The organism is Rickettsiales bacterium (genome assembly GCA_041396965.1).
Taxonomy (GTDB): Bacteria; Pseudomonadota; Alphaproteobacteria; order Rickettsiales; family SXRF01; genus SXRF01.
This window is the reverse complement of the sequence record JAWKXN010000001.1, coordinates 1,939,366-1,951,865: the sequence shown is the minus strand read 5'-3', so window position 1 is coordinate 1,951,865 and position 12,500 is coordinate 1,939,366. Positions and strand designations below refer to the sequence as shown.

General features: G+C 38.0%; 12 protein-coding genes. 10 read left to right on the top strand and 2 right to left on the bottom strand.

The features are described from left to right. Nucleotides 1-408: 408 nt before the first annotated feature. The 5 genes from R3D71_10215 (at nt 409) to R3D71_10195 (ending at nt 2,923) form a co-directional block, all read left to right on the top strand. The gene (locus tag R3D71_10215; protein ID MEZ5692020.1) at nt 409-570 is read left to right on the top strand and encodes a hypothetical protein; all 162 of its coding nucleotides are present in this window, start codon (nt 409-411) and stop codon (nt 568-570) included. Nucleotides 571-763: 193 nt separating this feature from the next. Further along, entirely contained in the window at nt 764-985 is a 222-nt protein-coding gene (locus tag R3D71_10210) for a hypothetical protein (GenBank protein ID MEZ5692019.1), read from the top strand. A gap of 121 nt (nt 986-1,106) precedes the next feature. Then, nucleotides 1,107-1,814: a LuxR family transcriptional regulator gene (locus R3D71_10205; protein ID MEZ5692018.1), complete on the top strand. Its 708-nt coding sequence runs from the start codon at nt 1,107-1,109 to the stop codon at nt 1,812-1,814. Nucleotides 1,815-1,888: 74 nt separating this feature from the next. Continuing rightward, a complete protein-coding gene (locus R3D71_10200) occupies nt 1,889-2,584 on the top strand; it encodes an acyl-homoserine-lactone synthase (protein MEZ5692017.1) in 696 nt (231 codons plus the stop codon). Then, on the top strand, nt 2,585-2,923 hold the full coding sequence (locus R3D71_10195) for a hypothetical protein (GenBank protein MEZ5692016.1): 339 nt from the start codon (nt 2,585-2,587) through the stop codon (nt 2,921-2,923). A gap of 4 nt (nt 2,924-2,927) precedes the next feature. On the opposite strand, the gene R3D71_10190 is transcribed toward R3D71_10195, so the two are convergent. After that, nucleotides 2,928-3,302, bottom strand: a complete 375-nt coding sequence (locus R3D71_10190) for a helix-turn-helix domain-containing protein (protein ID MEZ5692015.1) — start codon at nt 3,300-3,302, stop codon at nt 2,928-2,930. A 321-nt stretch (nt 3,303-3,623) separates the two neighbouring features. On the opposite strand from R3D71_10190, the gene R3D71_10185 reads away from it, so the two are divergent. From R3D71_10185 to R3D71_10170, 4 genes are all read left to right on the top strand, one after another. Further along, nucleotides 3,624-5,327, top strand: coding sequence for a type I secretion system permease/ATPase (locus R3D71_10185; GenBank protein MEZ5692014.1), 1,704 nt, complete (start codon nt 3,624-3,626; stop codon nt 5,325-5,327). Next, nucleotides 5,324-6,754: an HlyD family type I secretion periplasmic adaptor subunit gene (locus R3D71_10180; GenBank protein ID MEZ5692013.1), complete on the top strand. Its 1,431-nt coding sequence runs from the start codon at nt 5,324-5,326 to the stop codon at nt 6,752-6,754. Before R3D71_10185 ends, R3D71_10180 begins: the two co-directional genes overlap by 4 nt. Nucleotides 6,755-7,177: 423 nt before the next feature. Further along, the gene (locus R3D71_10175; protein MEZ5692012.1) at nt 7,178-8,362 is read left to right on the top strand and encodes a hypothetical protein; all 1,185 of its coding nucleotides are present in this window, start codon (nt 7,178-7,180) and stop codon (nt 8,360-8,362) included. A 9-nt stretch (nt 8,363-8,371) separates the two neighbouring features. After that, entirely contained in the window at nt 8,372-8,686 is a 315-nt protein-coding gene (locus R3D71_10170) for a DUF6572 domain-containing protein (protein MEZ5692011.1), read from the top strand. Between the two features lie 27 nt (nt 8,687-8,713). Here R3D71_10170 and R3D71_10165 read toward each other — a convergent pair whose 3' ends face one another. Then, entirely contained in the window at nt 8,714-10,450 is a 1,737-nt protein-coding gene (locus tag R3D71_10165) for a tetratricopeptide repeat protein (protein ID MEZ5692010.1), read from the bottom strand. 217 nt (nt 10,451-10,667) lie between these two features. Here R3D71_10165 and glmS point away from each other — a divergent pair, with 217 nt between their 5' ends. Next, entirely contained in the window at nt 10,668-12,497 is a 1,830-nt protein-coding gene (gene glmS, locus R3D71_10160) for a glutamine--fructose-6-phosphate transaminase (isomerizing) (GenBank protein ID MEZ5692009.1), read from the top strand. Nucleotides 12,498-12,500: the final 3 nt, after the last annotated feature.

Sequence of the window (12,500 nt, the reverse complement as noted above, 5' to 3'; positions counted from 1 at the left end):
AGGAGATACTGAACGTACTAAAAAGGCACTGGATATGGTCACTTCCTATATTATTTAGGTTCTAGCGAACTTTAGCTAATTCTGATAGTAGCTAAGGCATGAGAAAAGCTGGCAAAAACAAGTATTATCGCCGTTCGCATATTACGGAGGGTAAATTTCGTCATTTACTCAGGTGTTTTGCACTTGATTTGAATGCAACTGGAGGCATCCAAACTGACTGGCATTTCGCACCGCAGTTGCAAGGTAATTTATGCAAAACTGCGCCTCCATCTCACCGAGTGTCAATTTAGATTCAACTCGCGTAAGCAGAATATCTATGATATGCTACTCACCAGTTTAAGAAAAAACCCTCTCTAAAGTTAACCAGACCTAATAGATATATCAGACCTCACCGGTGACTTCATATTCATGGGAACAAATAGCTTCTCCGCCACAGCTAACGAAGTTAACTACTCACAACTAGGCGGTAACACAATAATCGCTATAGACTCCGACGCTAACGGACTCGCCGACTTCGAGATACAACTAGCTGGGTTGCATGCGCTAGAAACAGGCGATTTCCTGTTGTAGGGTGGAGCGTAAGGAAAGCTATAACTCAAAACATATAGTATATTTATCTTGTACCAATGTATAATATTAGCACGACTATGGAAATAAAATGAAAATTATTCCAATAATTTTAGTTTTGAATTAGAATCTAGCAATTAATGGTATATTGATTGTGTAAGAAAATACCGTAAATTTTATCCCTAAGAGAAGAAAAGTGGCTAGTGTTATTTATATGTCAAAACAAAATAGAAAAAAATATTACTGTAGTTATTATAATGTTGGTTATTTTGTTTTTGTTGAATCAGTCCATACCGGTGTAATAGAGCCTATTATAGAAGTAGATAGTAAGGAATCTGGAGAAAAATTAATTGGTTGGTTAAAAGAGAATAAGTTTGTTACTAAGCAGATTATTAACGTATCAAACGATAATTTTTAACTTAATATTGATTTATTAATACTAAAGATGTAAAAAATAGGAATATATAAACCGTAAGTTGTTTTTATGATTAATGATAGATTTCATTAAATTTATATCGGAAATGAATAAGGCTGTTAATGTGGAAGACGCCTTTAACATACTTGAAAAAAACCTAAAAGAACTAGGGTTTGATAGAGTAGTTTACTCTTTAATTACAGACCATCCGAGCCTACAATTAAAAAAAGGTCATGGAATTTTAAGAAACTATCCAGATGATTGGATGAAGTATTATTATTCAAAAGACTATTTTGAGGTGGATCCTGTAATTAAAGTTATTAAGCAAACCAGTGGTCCATTTTTATGGAATAAATTACCAGAACTCAAAAACGGTTTGGACAAAGACGAGCACGTTCTAATGGAGGAAGCTAGAGAGGCAAAACTTCTCGATGGAATTGGTATATCGTTACATGGAGCGTACGGTGAAATAGTAGGGATGGGAGTAGCCAGCAGTTCTGGACAAGTTGATTTAGATAGAAATACGGTTAGCCTTGTCTACAGTTTATGCACACAATTTCATGTTTTATATCGTAACATGGAAGAAAAATCTTCTCCGATAATACAATTATCAAAAAGAGAAAAAGAGGTCATGAACTGGGCAGCATCTGGTAAAAGTAGAGGAGTTATCGCTGATATATTGAACATAAGTGATGAAACTGTCAAAACATATATAGAACGTATTTTTATAAAACTGCAGGTTAGCTCTATACAAATGGCTGTAGTAAAAGCTATTTCTCTTGGTCTGATAACACCTGACCTATGTCATAATCATAAAATTTTGTCTGAGTAATGTCCCCCAACAGGGCGACATTACTTTTGTCAAAAAATATTTAACATCCCTCGAAACAACATGGAGGGACTGTGATGAACACACGCATAATAACAATAGAGAATATGCACAAATATGGCGATGTTATGCCTTCAATGCTGAGGTTACGCTATAAAGAATTCAAAGCAAGACAGAATTATGATGTACCGGTCTTTAAAGAGATGGAATATGATGTCTATGATACTCCGGCTGCTGTTTATGTTGTGTGGCAAGATGACGATGGAATAGTTCGTGGCTGCTCAAGAATGTCCCCTACAGACCGCCCTTATATGATAAAGGATATATGGCCAGGCATGGTTACACGCATTAATATGCCTGAAGAAGATAGTATATGGGAGTCATCAAGATTTGCTATTGACAGTGAACTATCTGCCAGCATGAGACAAAGAGTTAAATTAGAAATTTTACAAGCAAAAATAGAGTTCGCATTATCCTTAGATATAAAAGGAATGATTGGAGTTATGCCACCGCTTATTTGGCGAGCTGTATTTGTTAATTCTGGATGGCCAATAAACAATATCGGTGAGGTTACGATTCTTGATAGTGGTGAAAAAGTAGTGGCGGGATGGATTAACGTGAATCGTGAGATACTTGATAATATAAAAAATAGAACTGAGATATATCATTCATTAATAGAAGATGAGGAAGTTCTACATAGGGAATCAGTTAATATTAGGAACTTATATACGACTATTAACCCCAGTAAAAATAGAATTATGGAGGCTATATAAATGGATACCACGCTTTTTCAAAGACAGAATAATAAACTAAAATCTGAGAATATTATATATTGCCTAGAGTTTCTAGCACGGGATGCTATGGATAATGAATTGCCTTGTATTCATGATATAATAAAGACTTCTATTACGGAAATAGTTAAACGCGATAACGCACATATCAATAGTGAATATGATACAACGTATTACGATATATTGAATGCGTTCAGGTCATTTGCGAAATTCTGTCTGATAAAGGATGACAATACAAGAAAGCAGGCAATAGAGTTTTTAGAAAACATTGATGAGAGTACACTGCTAGTATATGAAAATTCTTCCAATCATATTGGATGATAAGTCATTTTTCTACTACTGTGCGTGCTAGATCTACTATTTTTTTGCGTATCTCATGACTTTTAATCTGCTTGAATACTTTTATCATTTCTAGAATCTCACGTTCAGAGGTTATATTTGGATTATCATAGCTATCATTATGTTTGTCAGACTTCCCTGTTTTACTCTGCTTCAGAATATAGTCTATGTCCGTCCGTAAGACTTCAGCAAAGTCCATCAATCTGTTTATGTTTATAACGTTAGATCCTTTTTCATATTTTTGTACCTGCTGAAAGCTAATACCGATCTCTCTTGCGACAGCCTCTTGACTTAATCCAAGCTCTATTCGCCTCAGACGCAAATTTCTGCCTATTAGAATATTTATGTTACTATCTGTCAATCGTCACCGCCTAATAAAAAATTATTGTTACATATAATATATAATTATGATCATCCTATCCTAATAAATTACATTTTGCACTATTTTTCCATGTTATAACTTATTATTGATATTTTACAGTAAGTATTGAGTAATTATTATTAAAAAACAGTTGGATACTAATAATATGGTTTGCTGAAATATAATAAATATGTACAATTCGTATGAATGGATCAAAATATGATTTTGTATCATCTCTTAACCTTTTACTTTACATAAGTTAATAATATTCTATAAATAGCTAATAAATATTAATTAATGCAATTATAATTAGCTGTAAGAATGTCTAAATTTACCCGCCTAGATAAGATATTACGTTCACTAAGACCCGTATGGTTATCAGTTGGGATAAGTAGCTTTTTTATTAACCTGCTTATACTACCTATCTCAATATATTCGTTGCAGGTTTTAGATAGGGTGATGAGTACAGGCAGTGTTGAGACTTTGCTATGGCTTACCCTGATAATGCTTGCCATGTTCGCGGCAGCTGGGCTTTTACAAACTCTTCGTAGTGTAACTTTACAAAGAGTTGCCGACTGGCTACATGAGGCCATCAGTGAGTTTGTACTACCTTTAGTGTTGGTGCAGGGGAAGTCAGGTGGCAGTGGCGCGCAACATTTACGTGACGCTTCATTAATCAAGCAGTTCATTGGTGGGCAAGGCTTGGTTACTATGGTTGATACACCATGGTCAGTTCTTTATATAATCGCTTTATTTATCGTACACCCTATTTTAGGCAGTTTGGTAGTTGCTGGTGTTATTATTTTACTTATACTTGGCTGGCTAAATGAAGCAGCTATGCGCCGCCCTGCTGGTGAGGCAGGGGCTAGGCAAGTAATGGCAATGCAGGAGTTAGAACTTGCTACCCGTAATGCTGAAGTTACAAAAGCGATGGCGATGGAAGCAGCTTTATCATCACGCTGGCGTAAATTGCAGAAAAATATATCGCAGCTTCAAATGCAAGCGGGAAGCCGTTCCTCTGTTATACAGGGCGGAACAAAGTTTATCAGGCTAGCGTTACAGGTAATGGTAACTTGCGTGTCAGCATGGCTTGCTATTTATGGTCATGTTACGGTTGGGGCGATTATTGCCGCTTCTATTTTAGCTAGTCGCGCACTAGCACCGTTTGAGGCGGCGATTGCCAGTTGGCGTTCATTTACTGATGTAAGAGCAGCTTATAAACGCCTTAAGATAGTATTTTCTGAGGAAGGAAAAAATGATGAGAATATGGAACTTCCTAAACCAGAAGGTACGCTAGCTGTTGAGAATTTATCTTACTTAGTAGAAAATAGAGAAGAAGCGATTCTTAAAAATATAAGTTTTTCACTGGATGCTGGAGAAAGTCTTGCCATCATTGGCGCGAGCGGATCCGGTAAATCAACACTTGCCCGCCTGCTTATGGGTATATATGAGCAAAGTGAAGGAGTAATCCGCTTTGACGGAGCTGATATAAGAACTCTGCCAAGAGAGCAATTTGGAAAGTCCGTTGGTTATCTGCCACAAGATGTTGAGTTATTTGCTGGTAGTGTAAAAGAAAATATCGCTCGCTTTAATGAAAATTTTTTACCGGAAGATGTTGTTGGTTCCGCACAGCTAGCAAATGCCCATGAACTTATTTTACGTTTGCAGAATGGTTATGACACCCAGATCGGAAATGGTGGCGCAATGCTTTCGGCTGGTCAGAGGCAGCGTGTTGGTCTAGCAAGAGCATTTTATGGCAATCCGTGCTTACTAACGCTTGATGAACCAGATGCTAATCTTGATGAGGCAGGAATAACAGCCCTCACCAGTGCCTTAAAATTTGCGAAGGAACGTAAAATAACTACTCTGCTTATAACCCACCGTAATGCTTTGCTCTCGCACGTTGATAAGCTTCTAGTTTTACGTGATGGCAAAGTGGCGGCGTTTGGTGCTGCCTGTGATGTTATAGCAGCTTATGCGAGTAAACATAAGCCTCAAATGGCAAGTGATAAGGTAGAAGCATGAGGATAGTAAGCTTAATAAAAGATAAGGCTGAAAATCTAGAGAAACATCCACGTATCGCCTCTCTTCTTGCGTCTATTGATGGCTTTATAAAGATAATCACTAATAAAAATTATAAAGGTGATAACCCAGCAATTGCTAGTAGCTACGCTCCGCTAAGGGTAAGCGCGATAGTTATCCTCTCTATTTTTATTATCATTATAGTTTTTGGAATACTAGTTCCAATAGAAAGTGCGGCAATAGCCAGTGGCAATGTAGCGGTTATCTCAAAAAGAAAAACTGTTCAACATTTAGAAGGTGGCATTGTAAAAAATATATTAGTTAAGGAGGGGCAATTAGTTAAAGAAGGTCAGCCACTGCTTGAGATAAGCGATGTTGCGCCTAAAGCTAACCATAGAATAATCCAAAATGAGTTATGGGCGGCGCGTGCCTCCGAGTCTCGCCTGCAAACGTTGCAAGACGGAGATGAGAAACTGGTTTTTCCCGAAGAGCTAGGCAATGCTGCCAAAAATCATCCTGAATTAAGTAAAACCATAAAATCACAGCATGATTTATTTACCAATCAATATGAAACCCAAAAAGGCAAGATAGATTCATTAAACCAGCGTATTGATAGTATCAAAGAAGAAATTATTGGACTTACCTCACAGCTTGCAAGCGCGCGTGGACAGTTAAAACTTATAGATGAGGAAATAGAATCTGTTGAGAAGTTGCAAAAAAAAGGGTTAGCCCCTAAATCACGTTTGCTTGAGTTACAACGTAAGGCAGAGGAGCTTAAGGGAAATGCTGGACAATACACAGCAGAAATCGCCAAAGCCAAACAAAATATCACTCAAACCCAAATGGAAGTTATCAATCTTAAAAATGACTTCGCAACTAATATAGCAAAAGAATTACAAGAGGTGCGGCTAAAAATAAACGATACTGAAGAAAAGCTACGTGCCGCTACTGATGTGGTAAAACGCACAATTGTTACTGCACCATCAGAGGGTATAGTTACTGGTCTTAAATCACACACTGTTGGTGGGGTAATAATGGCTGGTGAGCCGATTATGGATATAGTACCGCAAAGTGACAAGCTGGTTGCCGAAGTTCACATAAAACCAACCGATATTGATGTGGTAGAAGTTGGAATGCATGCTCGCATCGTGCTTTCAGCTTATAAATCCCGTCGTATGCCACTGCTTGGTGGTAAGGTCACACAACTTTCCGCCGATGCTTTTAATGAACAGCAAGGCTTGCAAAACATATCTTACTACACTGCCCGTGTTGAAGTAGATGGAAAAACCCTCCAAGAACTTACTGACAAAGTAAAACTCTATCCCGGTATGCCCGTAGAAGTATTTATTAATACTGGCTCCCGATCCTTCTTCTCTTACCTCCTAGCACCAATAACCGATAGCCTCCATAAAGCCTTTAAGGAAGAATGAGAGAGCTTGATTCAGAAAAACATCTGCTAAAAATGATAACTTCACCACGCCTTTCTGTTCGTAAGGTGTGGAGGGTGGCGATGACGAATTGTAAAGTGTACTAGTCACGATTTGATCTAAGAACTTTCCTTTCTGGTGTTAATTTATTATTTGCAACCTGAATTTATGTTCGTCCAATTACTCCCGCTTTTGGTTATTGCTGACTTGGGTATGGTTCCCGTGAATCGCAAGATGTGTTTTGTATTACAAATTTTGAAAAAAATTTCTAATCAGAACCCTCTTGGCAAAGGAGACGCTGCGCTCTCCTGTGTGCCAATTTCCCTGTTATATAAAGCTTTTTACTAAATTTTCTGACTATACTTGTTTTTTCAGCTATATAGTTTAAGTTTGATATGTATTAATTAAATTGTATAAATTGAGAGCATGATTAAGCGATTATTCACCAGTTTTTTGGTTTTTATTTTACTTATAACTTTTGTAGCAAGTAATGGTATAGCGCAAGGTTATAATAATAATTCTTGGTTGATTCAGCAGCAGCAACAACAAAGAATGATGCAAGATCAGATGCGTCGTCAGCAAGAAATGCAGCGCCAGCAGCAGATGAGAGAGCAACAGCGTCGCCAGCAGGAAATGCGTCAGCAACAGATGCGAGAGCAACAGCGTCGCCAGCAGGAAATGCGCCAGCGGCAGATGCGAGATCAGCAACGCCGGCAACAGCAGAAAAATCAGCAGCAACAGCTACAAAAACAACAGCAATCTCAGCAGCAATTGCAAAGACAGAATCAGAATATACAAAGGCAGCAGCAAAATCTTAAACAGCAACAGACGAAAAATAAGCAAAATTTAGAACAGAACCGTAAGTTACGCCGTGATCAGGAAAGAATTAGAAAGCAGCAGGTTAAGAAAAACAAAGATGAAATAGCAAAGCGCATTGTTAATGAAAGGTTGCGTAAACAAAAACAGAACAGGCTTGATAAACAAAAAAAGCAGGATCTAAAAAATAAATTGAAAAAATTGCAGGATCAGAAAAAGAAAAAACTACTACAAGAACAGAAAAAAGATAAAGAGGCAAAAGACAAAGAAGCTAAGCATAACCGTATGTTGTTGCTTAATAACTTAAAAAGTCAGACCGCTATTTCCTCCGGTACTGTTACTATCAATCAAAAGCGTGCTGACATTAAGGCAAAGCTGGAAAAGCTTAAACAGAATGAGCGTAAAAGCGGTAAAAATTCAGGAAACTCACCTCCTGATAAGAGGGTGCAACAATTAGAAGAAAATAAAAAAACAGCAAGAGATTTTGAAAAAAAGGTTAAAAATCAAGTGACAAAAGAACAGACCGGAGTTGTTGAGCAGGTCACTATGAGAGCAAAAAATGGGGTTAAGACAAGGGTTGATCTTCTAGGAAGAGATAGCGATGGGAAAGTGAAATGCACTGAATGCAAAAGCTCAGAAACTGCACCGCTAACCAAAAATCAAAAACTTGCATTTCCTGATATAGAAAAAAACGGTGCTGTTATTGTCGGTAAAGGTAAACCAGGTTTTGAAGGTGGGACTGTAATTCCACCAACAAAAATTGATATTATTCGTCCAAAAGACTCTGAGGATTAATAGGATATTATGTCTATAGAAGATACAAGTATAGTAGATTTTATTGGTTTAGATGAACAAAAGAATGTCCGTCTTACAATATCTGACCATCTATCTTGGGGAGATGAACAACATTTGTTTTTGCTACAAGAAAAAGTGAATTGCTATATTTCATTTATAGAAAGTGGTGAAATATTGGAAAAATATCCGGAATCAATGAATAAAAGAGTAATTATTGATTTGGTATGTAAGTTTAGTCCGAGCACAGAAGATATAGAATTTATAAAAAAAATAGCGGAAATAGTTAAACCTATAGCTGGTTTTGAATTCAAGATCATTGCTTAATAAGTTTTTTTCTAATACGAAACCTTATTAATATCTCCGCCTAATAGGTCTACCGTATGAATCAGTCTCACCATTCATGAAGCGTCTGAAAGAATCATCTTTGGGTTTGGTACATTTTTGTAAATTTCTGTGTTTTTTTATTAAGGTACTCGCTGTTGTAGAGAAATCTCTAATAAGGTCGTGTCCTATTTTATAGTTAATATAGCGTTTCTTAGCATATGAAGCGCCACCGGTCATGAACCCTTTGAATAATTCTCCACCACTACTTAGCATAGTGCCGATACCTCCTCCACGCATCATATCAAGAAAACAACCGCAGAACTGGCTTTTGTTTGTTGAATATTTAAGGGAACTTTTCATACAGGCATTCCAGTAGGACTCTGATACTGTATTATATGGTGGAGCAGTTTTTATGTAATTATTGATATTATTGGTTAAAGCGGTAATTTCCCGCTCACTGCAATCATAGCTTTTCATTAATTTGGTGACATCTGATGATATTTTGAAGCTTACGTCATCGCTATTTCTTACCTTATTATTAATGTGAGCGGATGCTACAGCTTCGTTAAGTTGTTGCCCTCTGCCGCCACTCATTAACATCATAAGAGGTTGCTTGCTAAAATCAACAGAGTTGGCGCGCGCGTATTTTTTATAGGCGGCGGAGTTGGGGCTGGAGTCAATATATTTAGCTATACGCCGAACATCGGATTTTTTAACTAAGCCTGGACACCAACCCTGTATTTCGCCCATTATCATCTCAGCGGTGACCGCCATGATAGAGTAATCGGGACCTTCTAACAGCCTGCTAGATACAAAATTATTAAATATGCCTGGATAATTATAGTTATTTCCTGCTATATCCTTGTCTATATAAATGAAATTCTTGTTCATCTCGCTTAATGCCGCAGCTGATTTCTCAGCGGCTATTTTCTCTTGATATTCAGCGACAAAGCTAGCTGCTGGCGCAAATTTCGCTGCTATGTTGTTTAATTCGGGAAGTACGTCGTCAATACTGGCTTGTTCTTTTTGTAGTTTTATCATCGCTAGATAATATATCGCCGCCGGATAAGGGGTGATATTATTAGCGTTTGTGAAATACTCTATCGCCTCATCGTACATTTGAGACAAGAATAGAACCCTACCAAGCTGGAAATTATAATTTGGATTATCCTTTTCTGTTGATAAAGACTCAATGCAGGCATCTATTGCTTCTTCTATTTTGACATAGTTATCACCAACACCATAAGCGTATTTGTTTTTTTGTTTATCATTAGGGTGCGCGGCCAGTTTATCACATTTGTTTAGTTCTATTACAGGTTTTTGGGTAGAGGGTTCTTTAGTAGAGGATGATCTTGCGAAAATGGAGCGCCGGTTCCTTGTGCTATTGTCATTTCTATTATGCGCTCTATTGGAGTTGACGTTTATATCTTTTAACACCCAGTTATTTGAAGAGTTGGCTGTTCCCTGATAAACAGATCTGTTACCAACAATCCCGTTTAGTTTAATAGTTGACACCAGACCGTTACACTCAAAATTAAGCGCTGTGCGAACAAGACCTAGAGTTTTTTGTAGGTTAATTTTGCTGCCGGTAAAAACGTTTGAGTTCGTTGCTTTAATATTTACGTCCATCGTGGAGCGGCAGTTTATAGGAGATGATACATATGCTCGCATTCCATATTTTTGTGTGGTAAGAGGCATTTCCGCCGCTAAGCTGTTGTTAGGTAATAAAGCTGTGATAATTAATAATGGAAGTAGTTTTTTCATGAGTAGGTGAATTTATTTTATGTGAGCGATTGTTACTAACAAGGTGAATGCCATATACGGATAGTTTATAATTCTAATAAATGCAAGATTTGTGACTTGATTATAGTTATTTCTAGTAAAGTTAACTTAAATGACTATAGTATTTTTTTACTATAATATTTTTCCTTTATTAATTATTATATTAATCAAGCCATTCTGTAGAGAAAGATAAAAATTTATGTGTGGAATTATTGGTATAATAAGTCAGAACGATGTGGTGAGTCCGGTATTGGAAGGATTAAAGCGTTTAGAATATAGAGGGTACGATTCAGCGGGAATAGCAGCGGTAAATGAAGCTAATACTCCAATATATCGTGTACGCGCCAAAGGCAAGCTGGTTGAGTTGGAAAAAGCTGTTACTAGCGAAAAACTTGTTGGCCGCACGGCGATTGGTCATACACGTTGGGCGACACATGGCGCGCCTACCATAATTAACGCTCACCCACATATATCAGAAAATATCGCTGTAGTGCATAATGGGATTATCGAGAATTTTCTGGAATTACGTCGTGAGTTGACGGCGGAAGGATCGGTATTTGTAACGGAGACTGACACAGAGGTAATTCCCAATTTATTGCAGAAATATATTAGGGAAGGATTATCTCCGAAAGAAGCTATTCAGAAGACGGTTGAACGTTTGGAAGGAGCTTTTGCTATAGGAGTTATTTTTTCTGGTCACGAGGATGTGTTATTTGGTGCTCGTCAAGGCTCTCCTTTGGCGATTGGTTATGGTGATAATGAAATGTATCTAGCTTCTGACGCTTTGGCGCTGGCTCCTTTTACACGCACTATCACCTATCTGGAAGAAGGTGACATAGCTATGCTTACAACAAATAGCGTGGAAATATTTGATAGGAGTGGAAATATTGTTGTCCGTGAGAAGAAAGAGGTCGCTACTGAGGATGTATTGATAGCTAAGGAGCATCATGAACATTACATGCTTAAGGAAATTTATGAGCAGCCTTCTGTGGTGGGTACGGCTCTTAAAGGTTATTATCATCCGGTTGATGGTCATATATGCTTGCCGGATTTTTCTTTTGACCTAAAGGATATAGAAGAAATTAATATTGTGGCGTGTGGAACTTCTTATTATTCGGGAATGGTCGCCGAATATTGGTTGGAGCAGATGGCGAAAGTACCGGTTTCGGTTGATATAGCGTCTGAGTTTCGTTATCGCCGCCCTGTGCTGAAAAAAGGTGGTCTTACGATAGTTATATCTCAGTCAGGAGAGACCGCTGATACGCTAGCCGCTATGCGTTACGCTAAGGAACATGGTCAGTATGCTCTGGCGTTCGTAAATGTTGGAACTAGTACTATGGCGCGTGAGGCGGACGCTGTTCTTGAGTTACACGCCGGACCTGAGATAGGCGTCGCTTCTACCAAAGCTTTCACCGCTCAGCTTATGGCACTTGCTTGTTTTACTTTGGCGCTTGGTGTAAGTAAGGGTAATATTTCTCATTTAGAAGAGTCAAATCTTTCCGTGTCACTATCTGAAATATCTTCAAGAATGCAAGCTGTATTAACCCATGATGATGCTATTCGCGCTTTGTGTCAGCAACTAACTAATGTAAGCAATGTGGTATATATAGGACGTGGTTTGTCATATCCACTAGCGCTTGAAGGAGCGTTAAAGCTTAAAGAAATTACTTATCTTCCGGCGGAAGCGACGGCAGCTGGTGAGTTAAAACATGGTCCTATAGCTCTTATTGATGATAAAACACCAATTATCGCTATTGCTCCTTCGGATGAGCTTTTTGAGAAAACAGCAGGAAATATCAATGAGGTGGCGGCACGTGGCGGAAAAATTATCCTGCTTTCTGACAAGAAAGGTATAGATAAGCTTGGCTCTATTGTTCAGACCGCTATTGAAATGCCACAAGCTGATCCTTTCGCTACTCCTATTCTTTACGCCATACCTATTCAGCTTATAGCTTATCATGTGGCGCTCGCTAAAGGCACAGATGTTGATATGCCAAGAAATCTAGCGAAATCGGTTACTGTGGAGTGATAT